At 59.4% G+C, this 18,461-nt stretch carries 19 protein-coding genes; 16 read left to right on the plus strand and 3 right to left on the minus strand.

Features of this window, described 5'->3' with window-relative positions:
- The 6 genes from dibA to PSH69_RS00970 all read left to right on the plus strand — a co-directional run bounded on the left by dibA (position 1) and on the right by PSH69_RS00970 (position 6,323).
- Complete coding sequence (gene dibA, locus PSH69_RS00945) at positions 1–1,920, plus strand: phosphodiesterase DibA (protein ID WP_305410763.1); 1,920 nt, start codon at positions 1–3, stop codon at positions 1,918–1,920.
- A gap of 311 nt (positions 1,921–2,231) precedes the next feature.
- Entirely contained in the window at positions 2,232–2,414 is a 183-nt protein-coding gene (oscA, locus tag PSH69_RS00950) for a sulfur starvation response protein OscA (protein WP_018929364.1), read from the plus strand.
- Between the two features lie 131 nt (positions 2,415–2,545).
- Positions 2,546–3,559, plus strand: a complete 1,014-nt coding sequence (locus tag PSH69_RS00955) for a sulfate ABC transporter substrate-binding protein (RefSeq protein WP_305410764.1) — start codon at positions 2,546–2,548, stop codon at positions 3,557–3,559.
- A gap of 69 nt (positions 3,560–3,628) precedes the next feature.
- Complete coding sequence (gene cysT / locus PSH69_RS00960; RefSeq protein WP_018929362.1) at positions 3,629–4,447, plus strand: sulfate ABC transporter permease subunit CysT; 819 nt, start codon at positions 3,629–3,631, stop codon at positions 4,445–4,447.
- Between the two features lie 13 nt (positions 4,448–4,460).
- Positions 4,461–5,330 carry a sulfate ABC transporter permease subunit CysW gene (gene cysW, locus PSH69_RS00965; RefSeq protein ID WP_305410765.1) on the plus strand — a complete coding sequence of 290 codons (870 nt, stop codon included), beginning with the start codon at positions 4,461–4,463 and terminating at the stop codon, positions 5,328–5,330.
- 3 nt (positions 5,331–5,333) lie between these two features.
- A complete protein-coding gene (locus PSH69_RS00970; RefSeq protein ID WP_028939547.1) occupies positions 5,334–6,323 on the plus strand; it encodes a sulfate/molybdate ABC transporter ATP-binding protein in 990 nt (329 codons plus the stop codon).
- Positions 6,324–6,438: 115 nt separating this feature from the next.
- Here the strand turns inward: PSH69_RS00970 and PSH69_RS00975 are convergent, their stop codons facing one another.
- Entirely contained in the window at positions 6,439–6,957 is a 519-nt protein-coding gene (locus PSH69_RS00975; protein WP_305410767.1) for a DUF962 domain-containing protein, read from the minus strand.
- An 84-nt stretch (positions 6,958–7,041) separates the two neighbouring features.
- Between PSH69_RS00975 and PSH69_RS00980 the strand changes: the two genes are divergently transcribed.
- Together PSH69_RS00980 and PSH69_RS00985 are read left to right on the plus strand one after the other, a co-directional pair.
- Complete coding sequence (locus PSH69_RS00980; RefSeq protein ID WP_305410768.1) at positions 7,042–7,728, plus strand: Crp/Fnr family transcriptional regulator; 687 nt, start codon at positions 7,042–7,044, stop codon at positions 7,726–7,728.
- An 86-nt stretch (positions 7,729–7,814) separates the two neighbouring features.
- The gene (locus PSH69_RS00985; protein ID WP_205887018.1) at positions 7,815–8,180 is read left to right on the plus strand and encodes a response regulator; all 366 of its coding nucleotides are present in this window, start codon (positions 7,815–7,817) and stop codon (positions 8,178–8,180) included.
- 64 nt (positions 8,181–8,244) lie between these two features.
- Here the strand turns inward: PSH69_RS00985 and PSH69_RS00990 are convergent, their stop codons facing one another.
- Positions 8,245–9,249, minus strand: coding sequence for an AraC family transcriptional regulator (locus PSH69_RS00990; protein WP_305410769.1), 1,005 nt, complete (start codon positions 9,247–9,249; stop codon positions 8,245–8,247).
- 100 nt (positions 9,250–9,349) lie between these two features.
- Here PSH69_RS00990 and PSH69_RS00995 point away from each other — a divergent pair, with 100 nt between their 5' ends.
- The 8 genes from PSH69_RS00995 to PSH69_RS01030 all read left to right on the plus strand — a co-directional run bounded on the left by PSH69_RS00995 (position 9,350) and on the right by PSH69_RS01030 (position 17,023).
- Positions 9,350–10,423, plus strand: coding sequence for a fatty acid desaturase (locus PSH69_RS00995; RefSeq protein WP_305410770.1), 1,074 nt, complete (start codon positions 9,350–9,352; stop codon positions 10,421–10,423).
- Positions 10,424–10,801: 378 nt separating this feature from the next.
- The gene (locus tag PSH69_RS01000; RefSeq protein ID WP_018929354.1) at positions 10,802–11,383 is read left to right on the plus strand and encodes an alpha/beta hydrolase; all 582 of its coding nucleotides are present in this window, start codon (positions 10,802–10,804) and stop codon (positions 11,381–11,383) included.
- Between the two features lie 55 nt (positions 11,384–11,438).
- On the plus strand, positions 11,439–12,371 hold the full coding sequence (locus PSH69_RS01005; protein WP_204123981.1) for a sigma 54-interacting transcriptional regulator: 933 nt from the start codon (positions 11,439–11,441) through the stop codon (positions 12,369–12,371).
- 263 nt (positions 12,372–12,634) lie between these two features.
- The gene (locus tag PSH69_RS01010) at positions 12,635–13,417 is read left to right on the plus strand and encodes a MetQ/NlpA family ABC transporter substrate-binding protein (RefSeq protein ID WP_007941045.1); all 783 of its coding nucleotides are present in this window, start codon (positions 12,635–12,637) and stop codon (positions 13,415–13,417) included.
- 643 nt (positions 13,418–14,060) lie between these two features.
- Positions 14,061–14,726 carry an amino acid ABC transporter permease gene (locus tag PSH69_RS01015; RefSeq protein WP_018929351.1) on the plus strand — a complete coding sequence of 222 codons (666 nt, stop codon included), beginning with the start codon at positions 14,061–14,063 and terminating at the stop codon, positions 14,724–14,726.
- Positions 14,707–15,366, plus strand: a complete 660-nt coding sequence (locus PSH69_RS01020; protein ID WP_018929350.1) for an amino acid ABC transporter permease — start codon at positions 14,707–14,709, stop codon at positions 15,364–15,366. The genes PSH69_RS01015 and PSH69_RS01020 overlap by 20 nt, the downstream gene beginning before the upstream one ends.
- The gene (locus PSH69_RS01025; protein WP_305410771.1) at positions 15,363–16,145 is read left to right on the plus strand and encodes an amino acid ABC transporter ATP-binding protein; all 783 of its coding nucleotides are present in this window, start codon (positions 15,363–15,365) and stop codon (positions 16,143–16,145) included. The genes PSH69_RS01020 and PSH69_RS01025 overlap by 4 nt, the downstream gene beginning before the upstream one ends.
- Positions 16,142–17,023: a transporter substrate-binding domain-containing protein gene (locus tag PSH69_RS01030; protein WP_305410772.1), complete on the plus strand. Its 882-nt coding sequence runs from the start codon at positions 16,142–16,144 to the stop codon at positions 17,021–17,023. The genes PSH69_RS01025 and PSH69_RS01030 overlap by 4 nt, the downstream gene beginning before the upstream one ends.
- Positions 17,024–17,102: 79 nt before the next feature.
- Here PSH69_RS01030 and PSH69_RS01035 read toward each other — a convergent pair whose 3' ends face one another.
- A complete protein-coding gene (locus PSH69_RS01035) occupies positions 17,103–18,263 on the minus strand; it encodes an AAA family ATPase (RefSeq protein ID WP_305410773.1) in 1,161 nt (386 codons plus the stop codon).
- Between the last annotated feature and the right edge of the window lie 198 nt (positions 18,264–18,461).

Below are 18,461 nucleotides of genomic sequence, written 5' to 3' on the forward strand. Positions count from 1 at the left end.
ATGTCAGCCACATATCGCGATGCCTTGCGTGCAGCGCTACTTTACCTGGTGCTTTCCGTAGTCTGGCTTCAGTTCAGTGGTTATTTATTGAACAGTTTCTTCGATAACTCCACCGACCTGCTGCGCTGGCAACTGATCAACGGTTATGCCTGGGTTGCCTTCAGTGCCGGGCTGATTTTCATCGCGCGTGCACGTTTGTTTCGCTGCCTGGGCGTCGGCGCCAAATTGCGTGAACGTAATGCCGACCGGGAGCGTTTGCGACAGGCGGCCGCGGTGTTCGATTGCACCCGCGAAGGGGTGCTGGTCACCAATAACAAAGGGCTGATCGTCCATGTGAACCGGGCGTTCATGGAAATCACCGGCTACCAGTGTGAGGAAGTGCTGGGTCAACGACCGAGCATGTTCAAGTCGGGCCATCACCCGCCGGGTTTCTACCAGTCGATGTTCGCGACACTCGACAGCCTCGGCGAGTGGAGCGGGGAAATCTGGAATCGTCGCAAAAGCGGCGAGATTTACCCGCAATGGCAGACGATCCGCCTCGTTCATGACGATCAGGGGCGGCTCAGCCAGTACGTTGCGGTGTTTTCCGACATCAGTGCGATCAAGAACTCCGAGCATGAACTGACGCACCTGGCCCACCACGATCCGCTGACCGATCTGCCCAATCGCCTGCTGTTTACCGACCGTGCCGGGCAGGCCGTGGCCTCGGCTCAGGCCCATAAGCGCGGTTGTGCGTTGCTGATGATCGACCTCGATCACTTCAAATTGATCAACGACAGCCTTGGCCACAGCGTCGGTGACCAACTGCTCAAGGGCGTGGCTGAGCGTCTGAACACCTTGTTCGGCCCGGGCATCACCCTGGCGCGGCTCAGTGGCGACGAATTCGCGGTATTGGCTGAAAATTGCCCGCAACCGGGGCACGCCGCAGCGTTGGCTCAGCAGGTCGTCGATGGGCTCAAGGAGCCGTTCCAGATCGACGGGCATTCGTTGTTCATCAACGCCAGTGTCGGCATCAGCCTGTTCCCCAGTGATGCCTTGAGTGCCGAGCAATTGTTGCGCAACGCCGACTCGGCGCTGTTCAAGGCCAAGAGCGCGGGCCGAGACGGTTATGCCCTCTATACCGAAGAGTTGACCGCACATGCCCAGCAACGCGTGGAGATTGCGTTCGAGTTGCGCCGAGCACTGGAACAGCAGGAGTTGCGGGTTTATTACCAACCTGTGCACGACCTCAAGACCAGCCGTCTGATCGGCGTCGAAGCCCTGGTGCGCTGGGAGCATCCACAGCGCGGACTGGTGTCACCGGCTGAGTTCATCCCCATTGCCGAACGCACCGGGTTGATTGCCGAGATCGATGCCTGGGTCATGCGCCAGGCCTGTCAGCAAATGTGCCAGTGGCAAGCCGCGGGCGTGGTGTTGTCGTTTGTTGCGGTGAACGTTTCATCGCGCCTGTTCGCTCGCCGTGAGTTGTACCAGCAGGTGGCTCAGGTGCTGCACGACACCGGGCTGGATCCGGTGTATCTGGAGCTTGAAGTCACCGAAAGCGCGGTGATGGAGGATCCGGAAGTGGCGCTGGAGCAGATGCATCGCTTGCGTGAGTTAGGCGTGCGGCTGGCCATCGATGACTTCGGCACGGGCTATTCGTCGTTGCTGCGACTCAAGCGTTTACCGGTGCAAAAACTCAAGATCGATCAGGGATTCGTTGCAGGCTTGCCGGGTGATGAGGACGACGCGGCAATCGCTCGGGTGATCGTTGCCTTGGCGCAAAGCATGGGGATGCAAGTGCATGCCGAGGGGATCGAGCAGGTCGAGCAGGCGGCTTTCCTGCTCGAGCACGATTGCGATCTGGGGCAGGGGTACTGGTTTGGGCGACCTGTACTGGCGGCTTCCTTGGATTGGGTTCGGGCGCCGCTGATTGGATGAGTGCCTGAGCTGCTTCTTGTGGCGAGGGGGCTTGCCCCCGTTGGGGCGCGTAGCGGCCCCAAATCTTTGCGTCTGCTACGCAGCCGAACGGGGCGGTGCGGCGTTCCGACAAGCCCCCTCGCCACAGGGTTTTGTGTGGCCCTGAAAATAGTAGATCCCCCGCAATCCCTTGTCCCATCAAATAATGCATTCTGGTTATATAAACATTCTTAAATAGTCTTTTTAAGAATATCTGCGCCTATCTACTATTGCTCTCACGCCGTACGCAGTGCCCGCCACTGCCAGGCATATCTCATTAAAGGAGCAGCACCATGAGCGCATCCCTACGCAGTGTTGACGGGCAGGACGAAGCCACCATTTTGCGCGAGATCCAGAGCGCCTTGCGCGATCTGCGCTTTGGCGCGGTGGAAATTACCGTGCACAACGCCCAGGTGGTACAGATCGAACGCAAAGAGAAATTCCGTTTGCAGCATCCGGGCAACAAGTCGAGCTGAAGCAAAGATCAAAAGTTCGCAGCCTTCGGCGGCTCCTGCGGGAGCGTCGAAGGCTTCGATCCTTGAGTCAGGCAACCCGTTCCAGACCATAAGAAAAAGCCACCACACCAAGAATTCCAGGAGCTTTCACCATGTCGTCGATTCGCCATTTTGCGTTGGCCGCCCTGGCCAGTGCCCTTTTTGCTGGTTCCGCGGTTGCCAAGGATTACGAACTGCTCAACGTGTCGTATGACCCGACCCGTGAGCTGTATCAGGACTACAACGCCGAGTTCATCAACTTCTGGAAGAAAGACCACGCTAGCGACAACGTGAAGATCCAGCAGTCCCACGGTGGCTCAGGCAAGCAGGGCCGGGCGGTGATCGACGGTCTGCGGGCCGACGTGGTGACCCTGGCCCTGGCCGGCGACATCGATGAAATCGCCAAGCTCGGCAAGAGCCTGCCGGCTGACTGGCAGAAGCGTCTGCCGGAAGCGAGCACGCCTTACACCTCGACCATCGTGTTCCTGGTGCGCAAGGGCAACCCGAAAGGCATCAAGGACTGGGGTGACCTGACCAAAAACGGCGTGGAGGTCATCACCCCGAACCCGAAAACCTCCGGCGGTGCACGCTGGAACTTCCTCGCGGCCTGGGCCTATGGCCTGAAAGCCAATGGCGGTAACGAAGCCAAGGCCAAAGAGTACGTACAGACCCTGTTCAAGCACGTGCCTGTGCTGGACACCGGTGCTCGCGGTTCGACCATCACCTTCGTCAACAACGGCCAGGGCGACGTGTTGCTGGCCTGGGAAAACGAAGCTTTCCTGGCCTTGAAAGAAGACGGCGGCGCCGACAAGTTCGACATCGTCGTGCCTTCGCTGTCGATCCTTGCCGAGCCACCGGTGGCTGTGGTCGACAAGAACGCCGAGAAGAAGGGCAATACCGAAATCGCCGAAGCGTACCTCAAGCACCTGTACAGCCCGGCCGGCCAGGAAATTGCGGCGAAAAACTTCTATCGTCCACGTGACAAGGACGTAGCCGCCAAGTACGCCAAACAGTTCCCGACCCTGGAACTGGTGACCATCGACAAGGACTTCGGCGGCTGGAAAACCGCCCAGCCGAAATTCTTCAATGACGGTGGCGTGTTCGACCAGATCTACCAGGCGCAGTAACCTGAAATAGATGCCAACGGGCCCCGACTTCACCGTCGGGGCTTAGTGCGTTCTCAACCAAGGACTTTTATGTCGCGTCGTATCTCCCCCGTCATACCCGGCTTCGGGCTGACGCTGGGCTACACCTTGGTGTACCTCAGCCTGATTGTGCTCATTCCACTGGCGGCGATGTTCGTGCATGCCGCTCAACTGACCTGGGACCAGTTCTGGGCAATCATCTCGGCACCTCGGGTGCTGGCCGCGTTGAAGCTGAGCTTCGGCACCGCGTTGTACGCCGCGATCATCAACGGCGTGATCGGCACGCTGCTGGCCTGGGTGCTGGTGCGCTACACCTTCCCCGGGCGCAAAGTCATCGATGCGATGATCGATCTGCCCTTCGCATTGCCCACTGCCGTGGCCGGTATCGCGTTGACCGCGCTGTACACCCCCACCGGCCTGGTGGGTCAGTTCGCGGCGGACCTGGGTTTCAAGATCGCGTATACCCCCCTCGGCATCACCCTGGCGCTGACTTTTGTAACACTTCCATTCGTAGTACGTACGGTACAGCCTGTACTGGCCGATATCCCCCGTGAAGTGGAGGAGGCGGCGGCGTGCCTGGGGGCAAATCCGTTGCAGGTTTTCCGCCATATTCTGATGCCGGCGCTGCTCCCAGCCTGGCTGACCGGTTTCGCTTTGGCCTTTGCCCGTGGAGTCGGCGAGTACGGTTCGGTGATTTTCATCGCTGGCAACATGCCAATGAAAACCGAAATTCTGCCGCTGCTGATCATGGTCAAACTCGACCAGTACGATTACACCGGCGCCACCTCCATTGGTGTACTGATGCTGGTGGTTTCCTTTGTCCTGTTGCTGCTGATCAACTTGTTGCAGCGGCGCATCGAAACCCCATAAGGAGGCGCGAAAAATGTCCCAATCGTCTATTGCAGCGGCCTCCTCGAACGCCGCCCGCCGTGGCAGTGCTGTTTCGCGGCGAATCCTCATTGGCCTCGGCTGGCTGATTTTTGCGCTGTTTCTGTTACTGCCGCTGTTCATCGTGGTGTCCCAGGGCCTGAAGCTGGGCCTGGGGGCGTTCTTCACCGCGATCTTTGAGCCGGACGCGTTGTCGGCCCTGAAACTCACGGTGATTGCGGTGTTGATTTCGGTGCCGCTGAACCTGGTGTTCGGTGTCAGCGCGGCGTGGTGCGTGAGCAAATACTCGTTCCGCGGCAAGAGCATGCTGGTGACCCTGATCGACTTGCCGTTCTCGGTGTCGCCGGTGATCGCAGGTCTGGTCTACGTGCTGATGTTCGGCGCCCAGGGCTTGTTCGGCCCATGGTTGCAGGATCACGACATCCAGATCGTCTTCGCCTTGCCGGGCATTGTGCTGGCGACGATTTTCGTCACCGTGCCGTTCGTGGCCCGTGAGTTGATCCCGCTGATGCAGGAACAAGGCACCCAGGAGGAAGAGGCCGCGCGTTTGCTTGGCGCCAATGGCTGGCAGATGTTCTGGCACGTCACCGTGCCGAATATCAAATGGGGCCTGATCTATGGCGTGGTGCTGTGTACCGCGCGGGCCATGGGTGAGTTCGGCGCGGTGTCGGTGGTATCCGGGCACATTCGCGGGGTGACCAACACCTTGCCGCTGCACGTCGAGATTCTCTACAACGAATATAACCACGTGGCCGCGTTCGCCGTGGCGAGCCTGTTGCTGATCCTGGCGCTCTTCATCCTGCTGCTCAAGCAGTGGAGCGAAAACCGTATTAACCGCCTGCGCGCCAGCGCCGCGGAGGAATAAGTCATGTCGATCGAAGTGCGTAACGTCAGCAAGAACTTTCACGCGTTCAAGGCGCTGGACAACATCAGCCTGGACATTCAAAGCGGCGAGCTGGTGGCGCTGCTGGGGCCGTCCGGCTGCGGCAAGACCACGTTGCTAAGAATCATCGCCGGCCTGGAAACCCCGGATCAGGGCAACATCGTGTTCCACGGCGAAGACGTTTCCGGCCACGACGTGCGTGATCGCAACGTCGGTTTCGTGTTCCAGCACTACGCCTTGTTCCGCCACATGACGGTGTTCGACAACGTTGCGTTCGGCCTGCGTATGAAGCCGAAAAACCAGCGTCCGAACGAGAGCCAGATCGCGGCGAAAGTCCACGAACTGCTGAACATGGTGCAACTGGACTGGTTGGCCGATCGCTACCCGGAACAACTCTCCGGCGGCCAGCGTCAGCGCATCGCGTTGGCCCGCGCCCTGGCGGTGGAGCCGAAAGTGCTGCTGCTCGACGAGCCTTTTGGTGCACTCGATGCCAAGGTCCGTAAAGAACTGCGTCGCTGGCTCGCGCGGCTGCACGAAGACATCAACCTGACTTCGGTATTCGTGACCCACGACCAGGAAGAGGCGATGGAAGTTGCCGACCGGATCGTGGTGATGAACAAGGGGGTGATCGAGCAGATCGGTTCACCGGGCGACGTCTACGAAAATCCGGCCAGCGATTTCGTCTATCACTTCCTCGGCGATTCGAACCGTCTGCATTTGGGCGAAGACCGGCACGTACTGTTCCGTCCACACGAAGTGTCGCTGTCGCGGCATGAACTGGAAGACCACCACGCCGCTGAAGTGCGGGATATTCGTCCGTTGGGCGCCACCACGCGGGTGACGCTGAAGGTCGAAGGCCAGAGCGAGTTGATTGAAGCTGAAGTGGTGAAGGATCACGATAGCCTGGTTGGATTGACGAAGGGTGAGACGTTGTTCTTCAAACCCAAGGTCTGGCAGAAAGTCGCCAACATTTAAGATCAAAAGATCGCAGGCTGCGCCAGCTCCTACAGTGGATTTGGGTCGAACACACATCTGTGGCCAACCCAAATCCACTGTAGGAGCTGGCGCAGCCTGCGATCTTTAAAGCGGCCTAAGCCGCCGCATTCTTCGGATTGATTCGCACACCACCCACTCGCGCCTCGATCTGCTCTTTGAGCTCATGCCGCATCCCGAGCAAAAACGCCAACTCAGCCACCACAAACAAAGGCCCGACAATCAACCCCGTCACATCATCGACAAACGCCGGTTTGCGCCCCTCGTAATGATGACCGACAAACTGAATCGCCCAGCCCACCACGAACATCCCGATGCCGGCGCCAAGCCAGGCAAGTGTGCTCTGCTGCGCAAGCACATGCCCCAGCCAGACCGACAGGCCCAGCAATACCGTCATCAGCGCCCCCAGCCGCAGTTCCAGGCGCAGGTAAAACCACGCCGACACCAGTGACACCAGCACTGCCGGTGACAGCCAGCCCCCGGCCCATTGCGGACGCGACAGCAACACCGCGACCGCCACGACGATCAGGGGAATGCCCACGAAATGGCTGGCGATATTGCGCGGATCACGGTGGTAGGCGGCGTATTGACTGAGATGGTCAACGAGGCTTTTCATTGTTATTCCTCCTGTAGGGTGATTGATGATGCCCCGGGTTCATCTCTCGCTCTGTCAGCCAGGCGACAATCTCCAGGAGTTTTCATGGACATGCAGGTTTGGCGTTCACGCCTGATGACGGGGCAATGGTTCAATCACTTGCCTGTTTCCTTACAGGATAGTCTGCTGGCAATCGCCCGGATTCGGCGGCTGTCACCGGGGCAGCGGCTGTTCAAGCGCGGTGATCCCCCGTGCGGGTTGTATGCGGTGCTTGAAGGTTCGGTGCGCATTGGTGCGGTGAACGAGCAGGGCAAGGAAGCGCTGCTGAGTCTGGTGGAATCGCCGCACTGGTTCGGCGAAATCTGCCTGTTCGATGGTCAGCCGCGAACCCACGACGCGTTCGGCACAGGCCAGTGCATTCTGTTGCACATCCCGCAAACAGCGCTGCTGGCATTGCTCGACGAGCACCCGGTGTACTGGCGGCAATTGGCATTGCTGATGAGCCACAAACTGCGCCTGACCTTCATCAACCTCGAGCAGCTGAGCCTGATGCCGGCCCCGGCGCGCCTGGCCCATCGCTTGCTGATGATCGCCGAGGGCTATGGTGAAATCGACCTGCCGCGCCGTGTTCTGCAACTGCCGCAGGAGCAATTGGCGTCGATGCTGTCGCTGTCGCGCCAGACCACCAACCAGATCCTCAAGGATTTGCAGGGGCAGGGGATTCTGAATCTCAGGTATGGCGAGATTGAGATTCTGGATGCGCGGCGGTTGCGGGCGTTGGCGGTGGTTTGATGTGCACTTGCAGGCGCTGTCGATTTTATTGATGGGCTTTGTCCACGAACGCGCCTAGCCTGTGAAGACGACAATCGAGGTGTGCCATGCGTGTGCTGTTAGTGGAAGACGAACCCGAGACCGCCAGCCTCCTGGCCAAAGGCCTGAGCGAAGCGAGTTATGCGGTGGATGTAGCGCTCAATGGCATGGACGGCCGACGCTTTATCGAATCTGGCGAATATGAATTGATCATCCTCGACGTGATGCTGCCGGGGCTCAACGGCTGGCAGTTGCTGCAGCAGATCCGCAAGCTCGGCGATACACCGGTGCTGTTGCTCACCACCACGGACGGCATCGAGGACCGGCTGCGCGGGTTGGAGCTGCATGAGGATGATTACCTGCTCAAGCCGTTTACCGTCAGTGAGCTGGTGAAGCGGGTGCGCAAGGTGTTGCGGCGGGATCGGGGGCGGTAGCGGTTTCAGTGGTGCTTGAGAAATTGCGATGGGGCCGGAAATCGCAACACGCCTTGCGAATCTATTACCGCAACCCATCCCGAAACTGCCCCGGCGTCATTCCCGTCCAGCGCTTGAACGCGCGGCAGAAACTGCTGGTGTCGGCGAATCCCAATAGATAACTGACCTCGCTCAACGAGCATTGCGGGTCGCGCAGGTGCAGCAGCGCCAGGTTTTCCCGACTTTCGTTGAGCAGCGTATCGAACCGACAACCTTCGTCCGCCAGGTGCCGTTGCAGGCTGCGCAAGCTCAAGTGCAGTGCTTCGGCGATGCGATCGGCCGACGGTTCGCCCTCAGGCAGTTGCTCTTCAATGGCGTCGCGAACCTTGCGCTCCCAGGTCAGGGGCTTGAGTTGCGCCAAGGTGCGTTTGAGCACGGTTTCGTTGTGTTCGGCCAGTTCCGGGTTGGCGTCGTCCAGGTGGCTGTCGAAATCCACCAGGGCGAATTCCAGTCGGTCTTCCTCGGCGGCGAAATACACCGGAGAACGGAACACTTTGTGCCATTGATGCGGGTCGGCAGGTTCCGGACGGCGCAGATAAACCGCCAGCGGCGCGTAGTCACGGCCCAGCCGGTTACGGCAGGTGCGCACGTAAATCGCCGCGAAGGCGTCGATGGCTTCGAAGGCTGGCGCGGGGTTGCCCTGGGGGATTTTCAGGCGGAAGCGATAGCGATCCTCGGCGCGGGTCAACTCCAGGTCCAGCGCATCGCTGACCACCTGGTGATAGCGCACGATGCGCTCGAACACTTCCCGCAAGCTGCCGCTGGCCACCAACGCATAACCGAGCGCATGAAACGTGGTCGGGCTGACAAACCGCGACACCCGCAAGCCAATCGCCGGGTCGCCACTGACCTGCACCGCGATTTCCCACAGGCGTGTGGTGCCGGACAACGGGTAACGGGCGTTCGGGTCGTCCATCAACTGCGGATCTAGCCCCGCCTGTCGGCACAGGGCGGTGCTGTCGAGGCCCAGCGCATCGAGCTGCTTGCGCAGGGCGCGGGTCCAGCTGGCGAGGGAGGTCGGTTCAGTCATGTCGATTGGCGCGTCCGGTCAACAGGTTGGCGTTCACGGCTACCGCTGTGTGAAGCATCACAGGGCAGGATGCGAACATCAATAACCAGAGGATGGAAGCATGGACGGTACTTCTGCAAGTCCCCAGCGACTGAATGCAGCACAACGATCAGCGCATATTCGCCAGGTGGTATTGGCCAAGGGCGTCGAGTTGCGTCGGCGCTACCCGATTCTCAACCATCAGGACGCCTTGGGTGCGGGCATCCTGGCCTTCGCCCTGGCCGGGATGATCGGTTCGGCAGTGCTCTATATCAACGGATACATGACCTGGTGGGCATGCCTGTTGGTCAACGCGTTTTTCGCTTCGTTGACCCATGAACTTGAGCATGACCTGATCCACAGCATGTATTTTCGCAAACAGCGGGTGCCGCATAACCTGATGATGGGCCTGGTGTGGCTGGCGCGGCCGAGCACCATCAATCCGTGGATCCGCCGCCATTTGCACCTCAACCACCACAAGGTGTCCGGCACTGAAGCCGACATGGAAGAGCGGGCGATCACCAACGGTGAGCGCTGGGGTTTTGCGCGGCTGTTGATGGTTGGCGACAACGTGATGTCGGCGTTTATCCGCATGCTGCGGGCCAAGACCTGGGCGCACAAGTTCAGCATCCTCAAGCGCTCCCTGAAAGTTTACGCACCGCTGGCGCTGATGCATTGGGGGGCGTGGTATGTGTTCCTCGGTTTTCACGCCGCCAACGGCATCGCGCATCTATCGGGGGCGCCCATCGAATGGTCGGCGACGACATTGGCGGTGATGCAAGTGATCGACATCGCTGTCGTGGTGATCATCGGTCCGAACGTATTGCGCACGTTCTGCCTGCACTTTGTCAGCTCGAACATGCACTACTACGGTGACGTCGAGCCGGGGAATGTGATTCAGCAGACTCAGGTCTTGAACCCTTGGTGGCTGTGGCCGTTGCAGGCGTTCTGCTTCAACTTCGGCAGCAGCCACGGGATCCATCATTTTGTGGTGAAGGAACCGTTTTACATCCGCCAGATGACAGTGCCGGTGGCGCATGAGGTGATGCGTGAGATGGGGGTTCGGTTCAATGATTTCGGGACGTTTGCACGGGCGAACCGATTTGCGCGCAAGGCGACCACAGAACCCCGTCAGGTGCATGCCGCCCAGGTTTGAGCAAGGCACCCGGAAACTCAAAGGCGAAAAACGCTCGTCATCAATTTGACCCAAAGGGACGCTACGTTGTGACGCAAGCAGCGAGGGGTCGGCGATTGCGGAAGATGATTTGTATATGCGATTTAGGCCTAATAAAGTAATTAAATATTCCTTTATTGGATAACCGATTTCGCCAATCATCGGCTTCAGGATTGTTGATCAGCGCAAACAGATTTTGAGTTTCCGGGGCCGTCTCCTTGGCAGGGTGCGGCCCCTTTTTTATTTCGGGCAAACACATATTCTATATTGATCTTAATAAATAGCTTCTTATTCCTTAGCGAATATAACTCTCCTCCCTATACTCGATCAGGAACAGACACACAGCAGGAGAGCTCCCCCATGCGCAACGAATCAATTCGCTACCTGATTGTGCCGGGCTGGCAAGGATCGCCAGAAGATCATTGGCAAACCCACTGGCAGAACAGTCTGCCAAACAGCGCGCGGGTGGAGCAGGCCGATTGGCTGACGCCTCGTCGTGAAGACTGGGTCGCAGCGTTGGCCGAGGCGATTGCCGCCGACAGCACGCCTGTGATCCTGATCGCCCATAGCCTGGGTTGCATCACCGTTGCCCATTGGGCAGCCACCGCGCCGCTGCAATTTTTGCGTCAAGTGCGCGGCGCCTTGCTGGTCGCGCCGGCGGACGTCGAGCGCCCGGCCTGCGCGCCGGCGCTGCGCAACTTTGCGCCGATCCCGACCCATTTATTGCCGTTCCCGAGCCAGGTCGTCAGCTCTGACAACGACGCCGCCGTGAGCGCGCCACGTGCGCTTGAACTGGCGCGTCAATGGGGCGCCGAGGCGGGGATTTTATCGGGGGCCGGGCACATCAACGTGAAGTCCGGTCACCGGCGCTGGGAGCAGGGTTTTGCCTATCTCTATCGCCTGCAAAACCGTATGGAACACCACGCCCTGCGACGTGCGTAAACCTTTTTCTTGTTAAACGCCCCCGCCTCCCGGCGGTTTTGGGCGGGAGTCTGCCATGAGTTTGCATGAAACCTTCGGTCAGCCATTGCTGACCTTTCCCGATGCGGAGAAAAGCCCGCTGAGCATCCGCGCCAAGGCGCTGGTATTTGTCGATCCGCGTTCCCGGCAATTGCGCCAGGAGCTGGAACAACTGGCACCACGTTCGATCTCGGTGTTGATTCGCGGTGAAACCGGCAGCGGTAAAGAACTGCTGGCGCGGCACATCCACCGCGCCAGTGATCGTGGCGGGTTGTTCGTATCCGTCAATTGCGGTGCGATCAGCCCGACTTACGCCGATGCTGAACTGTTCGGCTATGCCGCCGGCAGCTACAGCGGTTCGGCCAGCAGTCGTGCCGGCTGGTTCGGCTCGGCCAATGGCGGCACCTTGTACCTGGACGAGATCGGCGACCTGCCGCTGCCGATCCAGATCAAGTTGCTCGCAGCCCTGGAAAACCACGAAGTCACCCGCGTCGGTGCGCACCAGCCGAGCCCGGTGGACGTGCGTCTGGTGGCGGCCACCAGCATCGATCTGGCCCAGGCAGTGGCGGCCGGAAAATTCCATGAGCGGCTTTATCACTACCTCAGCGAGGGCCAGCTCGAACTGCCGGCCTTGCGTGAGCGGGTGGGCGATATTTTATCGCTGGCCGAATACTTCCTCGGCATCTACAGCCAGCGCCTCGACCTGCCGGTGCCACTGATCAGCGAAGCCGCGCAGCATCTGCTGGAGCAACACAGTTGGCCGGGCAACACCCGAGAGCTGGAAAACGTCATTCACTTTGCGCTGCTGGTGAGTACTGGCGATGAGATTTTGCCGGAGCATTTGAATCTGCCCGAGGCGCCTGCATCGTTGCTACAGATCGAGCAGCAACTGAAAAAAATCCTCGGCAGCGGCTCCGCCGCCGAAAAAGAGGCCTTGAAAGACCTGCTCAAAACCACGGGGCTTCTGTAGGAGCGAAGCTTGTTCGCGACAGCTGTGTGCCAGGCAATATTGATGTCGGCTGACACTCCCTCTTCGCGGGCAAGCCTCGCTCCTACAGGGTCGTTCGTGGATTGGACTGTATGAATAAAATGGAATATGAAAGTGAATAAAAGATATTGTTCGGGAATAAAAAATCCCGGTATCGTCCGCGTCACGCCAGCGATAGCACTCCACTGGCACCTAAACATTTAGCCGTCGTCGATGACGACCGTGATTTTCGATAAGGACACTGCATGAAAAAGGTTCTGTTGTTCACCGCATTGGCGGCTGCCCTGACCGCGGGCCTGGCCCAGGCTGGCGAGAAACTGGTGGTTGCGGCGACGCCGATTCCACATGCCGAGATTCTTGAACTGATCAAGCCTACCCTCGCCAAAGAAGGCGTGGACCTGGAGATCAAAGTCTTCACCGACTACGTTCAGCCGAACGTGCAGGTCGACCAGAAGCGTCTGGACGCCAACTACTTCCAGACCCTGCCGTACCTGAAAAGCTTCAACGAAGGCAAAGGCACGAACCTGGTGACTGTGATCGGCGTGCACGTCGAACCGTTCGGCGGCTACTCGAAGAAAGTCAAAACCCTGGCTGAGCTGAAGGACGGCGCAACCATCGCCATCCCGAACGAAGGCAGCAACAGCGGCCGTGCCCTGATCCTGCTGCAGAAGGCTGGCCTGATCGAGTTGAAAGACCCGAAAAACGCTTTGGCCACCCCGAAAGACATCGCCAAGAACCCGCACAATTTCAAGTTCAAGGAACTGGAATCGGCCATGCTGCCGCGTGTTCTGGACCAGGTCGATCTGGACATGATCAACACCAACTACGCGCTGGATGCGGGCCTGAACCCGGCTAAAGACGCGCTGGTGATCGAAGGTGCCGATTCGCCTTACGTGAACTTCCTGGTGGCACGTCCAGACAACAAGGACAGCGTTGCCATCCAGAAGCTGGCCAAGGCTCTGACCAGTCCTGAAGTGAAGGCGTTCATCGACAAGAAATACAGCGGCGCGGTACTGCCGGCGTTCTGATTGATTGCAGTCTCGAACCCCTTCAAGGTTTCAAACGCCGACGGCTACTACAGCGTCGGCGTTTTTTATTGAAGTGTGTTTCACCTGTGGTGAGGGGGCTTGTCGGAACGCCGCTTCGCCCCGTTCGGCTGCGCAGCAGTCGCCGATCAGTCCATGAGGTGTGTCAGGGGGAATCGGAATGCAGGTTTTAGGGCCGCTTCGCAGCCCAACGGGGGCAAGCCCCCTCGCCACAGCAAGTCCCCAGCCACAGGGAACCTGCTCTCGGTCTAGGCCTCTCTGGCCTTCAACGCCCTGCGCAACGCCACCAGCAATTTCACGATGTCCTGCGGCTCCAGCCGCGGCGGCACTTTTAGGTCAGCCATGTTCTCTTCCTTGTGATGGTTCGGCCGGGGGAGTCTGGCCAAAAGCTGCACGTCCTTGGAGGGGCATTTTGAAAAAAAGATCCTTCCTCCAGCGCAAAGGAAAATAGCCGTCTCCCGCTGCCGTCGCAAATCCGCAGGATAGTTTTTTGCGTGATATCAATATGCTTTAACGGTATTTAAATTCCTCTTTTTATACCTTTAAAGTCGATGCCTGCCGGGTGGTTATCCACTGCCCATGGACTGCGCCATCGTCGCTTACCGAGCGGTGTACAGGATGTTCAATGACCTTCGATTACGCATTTATCCTCAGCACCTTGCCGGCGTTTCTCAAAGCCGTTGGTGTGACGCTGCAGGTCGGCTTCATCGCCATCGGCACTTCATTGCTGGTGGCGCTGGTCAACGCGACGATTCTGGTGTTCCGCACGCCTTACCTGCAGCGCCTGGTCGGGCTGTATGTGGAGTTGGCGCGTAACACGCCATTGCTGATCCAGTTGTTCTTCGTCTACTTCGCCTTGCCGGCCCTGGGCATCAAAGTCTCGGGCTTCGCCGCAGCGATCATCACCATGACCTTTCTCGGCGGAGCCTACCTCACCGAAGTCCTGCGCGCCGGCGTGGATGCCGTGCCCCAGGCGCAACTTGAGTCCGGTCGTTCAATAGGCTTGTCCCACGGGCAATTGCTGCGCTACGTGATCCTGCCGCAGGCCGGCATCCTCAGCCTGCCGTCGCTGTTCGCCAATTTCATCTTCCTGCTCAAGGAAACCACGGTGGTCTCGGCGGTGGCGGTGCCGGAGATTCTCTACACCACCAAGAGCTACATCGCGCTCTATTACAAAACCTACGAAATGCTCGCCGTGCTGACGTTGATCTGCGTGCTGTTGTTTTTGCCGTTGTCGCTGCTGCTCAGCCGTCTGGAAAGGAGGCTCCAGCATGGCCAGTTCGGGTCTTGAGTTGCTCATGGTGTCGTTGCCGCAATTGGGCAAGGGCGCTGCACAAACCTTGTCGATTTCTTTCCTGAGCATCGCCTTCAGCACCGTCGGCGGGGTGCTCTACGGCGTGTTGCGCACGCTGAATTCGACATGGCTCAACGCAATGCTGCGGGTTTATCTGGAACTGTTCCGGGCGATCCCGGTGCTGGTCTGGTTGTATTTGCTGTTCTTCGGCCTGCCGATTTTTTTCGGCCTGAGCATTCCGAGCTTCTGGTGCGCGGTGCTGGTGCTGTCGCTGTGGGGCGCCAGCGAAGTCGGGGAAGTGGTGCGCGGGGCCTTGCATTCGTTACCGCGCGGCCAGCGAGAAGCGGGATTGTCGATTGGCTTGAACGGCCCGCAACTCTACGGCTACGTACTGCTGCCCCAGGCTCTGAAACGCATGACGCCGCCGACCATCAACGTCTACACGCGGATCATCAAGACCAGCTCCCTGGCGGTGCTGATCGGCGTGGTGGACGTGATCAAGGTCGGCCAGCAGATCATCGAGCGCACCTACGAATCGGTACTGATCTACGGCGCGCTGTTTCTGTTTTTCTTTTTCATCTGCTACCCGCTGTCAGCCGCTTCCCGCGTGCTGGAGCGGCGCTGGACGCAAGCATGAGCGCATTGATCGAATTCAAGGGTTTCAACAAGTTTTTCGGCGAGCAGCAGGTGCTCAACGGCATCGATCTGAAGGTGAAACCGGGCGAAGTGATCGTCATCCTCGGCCCCAGCGGCTGTGGCAAAAGCACCTTGCTGCGCTGCCTCAACGGCCTGGAAGTCGCTCACAGCGGCAGCTTGAATTTTGCCGGGCGTGAGTTGCTGGACAAGGGCACCGACTGGCGCGAAGTGCGTCAGCAGATCGGCATGGTATTCCAGAGTTATCACCTGTTCCCGCACATGAGCGTGCTCGATAACGTGCTGCTTGGCCCGGTGAAAGTGCAGAAGCGCGACCGCCGCGAAGCCCGTGCACAGGCCGAAGCCTTGCTGGAGCGCGTAGGCCTGTTGGACAAGCGCGACGCGTTCCCGCGTCAGCTCTCCGGTGGTCAGCAGCAACGCATCGCCATCGTCCGTTCGCTGTGCATGAATCCCCAGGTCATGCTCTTTGACGAAGTCACCGCCGCCCTCGACCCGGAGATGGTCAAGGAGGTGCTCGAAGTGATTCAGGGCCTGGCCCGCGAGGGCATGACCCTGCTGATTGTCACCCACGAAATGGCCTTCGCCCGCGCCGTGGCCGACCGCATCGTGTTCATGGACGCCGGGCGCATCCTTGAGCAACACCCCCCCGAGATTTTCTTTACGAACCCGCAAACCGCACGAGCGCAGCAGTTCCTGGAGAAGTTCTCCTTCGTCGCCGCACTACCCAAAACGACTCAAACAAAGGAACTGGAACTGCCATGAAAACTGCCAAGTCTTCTCTACTGCTACTCCCGCTATTCGGCCTGGCGCTGCTGGCCGGTTGCAACAAAACCGAAGAACCGGCCAAGCCGAAAGTCGCCAGCGTCAGCAGCGCACCGGCCGGTTACCTGGAAAAGATCAAAGCCCGGGACAAGCTGATTGTCGGCGTGTTCACCGACAAACCGCCGTTCGGTTTTGTCGATGAGACCGGGCGCTACGTGGGGTTCGATACCGACATTGGCCGCCAATTCGCCAAGGATCTGTTGGGCGATGAAAACAAAGTCGAGTTCGTGGCGGTGGAGCCGGCGAGCCGGATTCCATTCCTGCAAAGCGACAAGGTCGACCTGATCCTGGCCAACATGACCGTCACCCCGGAGCGCAAGGAAGCGGTGGACTTCACCAACCCGAACCTCAAGGTGGCGGTGCAGGCGCTGGTGCCTCAGGCCAGTTCAGTGAAGAACCTTGATGACCTGGCGACCCGCACGACTATCGTGACCACGGGTACCACAGCCGATGTCTGGCTGACCAAAAATCACCCGGACTGGAAGCTGCTGAAGTTCGAGAAAAACTCCGAGTCCCTGCAAGCCCTGGCCAATGGTCGCGGCGACGCTTATGCGCAGGACAATCTGGTGTTGTTCAGCTGGGCCAAACAAAACCCGGGCTACCGTGTACTGGAGCAGAAGTTGGGCGCCGAAGCACCGATCGCCCCGGCGGTGAAGAAGGGCAACATCGAACTGCGCGATTGGGTGAATACGGAGTTGGCGAAGCTGGGTGAGGATAAGTTTTTGCTCAAGCTGTACGACCAGTATGTGCGCAAAGAGCTGAGCGACGACACCAGGCCTGAAAGCGTGATTGTCGAGGGTGGGAAGTGGCAAGGGTGATTTGCTTCAGCTGATCGTTCCCACCTGTGGTGAGGGAGCTTGTTTCCTCGCCACAGAGCGTGGGAACGATCAGTGTGTCTCAGTCAGGCCAATACCACACCGGCTCGTCCAGCATCCGCTGCCCGACCATCCCGGTCTGGCCGAAATCTTTCTCCAGCACAATGCAATTGCACTCCGGGTCTTGCTGCAATGCCGAGATCAAGCGCCGTGCATGGGACACCACCCACACCTGGCACTGTTCGGACGCTCGAATAATCAACCGCGCCAATGCCGGCAACAAGTCCGGATGCAGACTGGTTTCCGGCTCATTCAGCACCATCAGCGTCGGCGGCCGGGGTGTCAGCAATGCCGCGACCAGCAACAGATAGCGCAACGTCCCGTCCGACAGCTCGGCGGCGGACAGTGGCCGCAACAACCCTTCCTGATAAAACTCGATTGCAAATCGGCCACCTTGCAGCAGTGCGATGTTCAGCGTCGCGCCGGGGAACGCATCGCTGATCGCCGCCTGCAAGGCTTCGGGATCGCCGATTTCGCGGATGGTCTGTAACGCCGCCGCGAGGTCGCGACCGTCGTGGTGCAACACCGGCGTGCGAGTGCCCAGCTGTGGTTGTCGCACCGGGGCATCGGCATCGCTGCGAAAGTGATCGTAGAAGCGCCAGCGGCGAATGAATTCACGCAGCTGCAAGACTTCCGGCGAGGTGCGCAAGCTACCGACCTGATCGAACAGGCTGTCGAAATTCGGTGTGCGCTGGGCCAGCACCTCCCAGCCGCGTCCGGCCCGTGTGCGAATCATCGGGCCGTCGCGATCCACCAGTAGGCTGGCCGGGCGATAGAACGGCCCGGACCAGATGCATTCCCTTTTGATTTCCGGGTCCAGAGAAAACGCGGAAAGACTCGGTTCCGCAAGGCCCAGCGCGATCGAGTAGCTGAAGTCTTCGCCGGCAAACCCCAGGCGCAGGCGCTTGACGCCGTGTCGCATGGTTGCCTGGACCGGGATTTCACCAGTGCGCATGCGCTGGGTGATGGTTTCCGGCCCGGCCCAGAAGGTCGAATCCAGCCCACCCTCGCGTGCCAAGCCATTGACCACACCGCCCTGAGCAGTTTCCGCCAGCAGGCGCAAGGCGCGGTAGAGATTGGATTTACCGCTGCCGTTGGGGCCGGTGATCAAGTTCAGCCGTTCGAGCGGAATCACCAATTTATTGATCGAGCGGTAGTTGGCCACCGCGAGGGTTTTGAGCATGGGGAGCTTCCTGCTGCAGGGTCCGCCAGTTTGTCTTATCGTCGGCGACTGTGATCGTCTGTGACGAGGGAGCTTGCTCTTGCCGGGCTACGAAGCGGCCCAAAAAAGTTAAACGAGGTGTGTCAGGCAAAACGAGATAGCAGGTTTTGCGTCTGCTGCGCAGCCGAGCGGGAGCAAGCTCCCTCGCCACAGGATAGT

Source organism: Pseudomonas sp. FP1740, from assembly GCF_030687165.1.
In the GTDB taxonomy this organism is placed as follows: Bacteria; Pseudomonadota; Gammaproteobacteria; order Pseudomonadales; family Pseudomonadaceae; genus Aquipseudomonas.

Coding starts and splice junctions, on each gene's coding strand:
- PSH69_RS01030 (WP_305410772.1), top strand. CDS start 16,142: ATGAAAACTGCCAAGTCTTCTCTACTGCTACTCCCGCTATTCGGCCTG.
- PSH69_RS01000 (WP_018929354.1), top strand. CDS start 10,802: ATGCGCAACGAATCAATTCGCTACCTGATTGTGCCGGGCTGGCAAGGA.
- PSH69_RS00975 (WP_305410767.1), bottom strand. CDS start 6,957: ATGAAAAGCCTCGTTGACCATCTCAGTCAATACGCCGCCTACCACCGT.
- PSH69_RS00995 (WP_305410770.1), top strand. CDS start 9,350: ATGGACGGTACTTCTGCAAGTCCCCAGCGACTGAATGCAGCACAACGA.
- PSH69_RS00970 (WP_028939547.1), top strand. CDS start 5,334: ATGTCGATCGAAGTGCGTAACGTCAGCAAGAACTTTCACGCGTTCAAG.
- cysW (WP_305410765.1), top strand. CDS start 4,461: ATGTCCCAATCGTCTATTGCAGCGGCCTCCTCGAACGCCGCCCGCCGT.
- dibA (WP_305410763.1), top strand. CDS start 1: ATGTCAGCCACATATCGCGATGCCTTGCGTGCAGCGCTACTTTACCTG.
- PSH69_RS00980 (WP_305410768.1), top strand. CDS start 7,042: ATGGACATGCAGGTTTGGCGTTCACGCCTGATGACGGGGCAATGGTTC.
- PSH69_RS01005 (WP_204123981.1), top strand. CDS start 11,439: ATGAGTTTGCATGAAACCTTCGGTCAGCCATTGCTGACCTTTCCCGAT.
- PSH69_RS00955 (WP_305410764.1), top strand. CDS start 2,546: ATGTCGTCGATTCGCCATTTTGCGTTGGCCGCCCTGGCCAGTGCCCTT.
- PSH69_RS01010 (WP_007941045.1), top strand. CDS start 12,635: ATGAAAAAGGTTCTGTTGTTCACCGCATTGGCGGCTGCCCTGACCGCG.
- cysT (WP_018929362.1), top strand. CDS start 3,629: ATGTCGCGTCGTATCTCCCCCGTCATACCCGGCTTCGGGCTGACGCTG.
- PSH69_RS00990 (WP_305410769.1), bottom strand. CDS start 9,249: ATGACTGAACCGACCTCCCTCGCCAGCTGGACCCGCGCCCTGCGCAAG.
- PSH69_RS01015 (WP_018929351.1), top strand. CDS start 14,061: ATGACCTTCGATTACGCATTTATCCTCAGCACCTTGCCGGCGTTTCTC.
- PSH69_RS01020 (WP_018929350.1), top strand. CDS start 14,707: ATGGCCAGTTCGGGTCTTGAGTTGCTCATGGTGTCGTTGCCGCAATTG.
- PSH69_RS01035 (WP_305410773.1), bottom strand. CDS start 18,263: ATGCTCAAAACCCTCGCGGTGGCCAACTACCGCTCGATCAATAAATTG.
- PSH69_RS01025 (WP_305410771.1), top strand. CDS start 15,363: ATGAGCGCATTGATCGAATTCAAGGGTTTCAACAAGTTTTTCGGCGAG.
- oscA (WP_018929364.1), top strand. CDS start 2,232: ATGAGCGCATCCCTACGCAGTGTTGACGGGCAGGACGAAGCCACCATT.
- PSH69_RS00985 (WP_205887018.1), top strand. CDS start 7,815: ATGCGTGTGCTGTTAGTGGAAGACGAACCCGAGACCGCCAGCCTCCTG.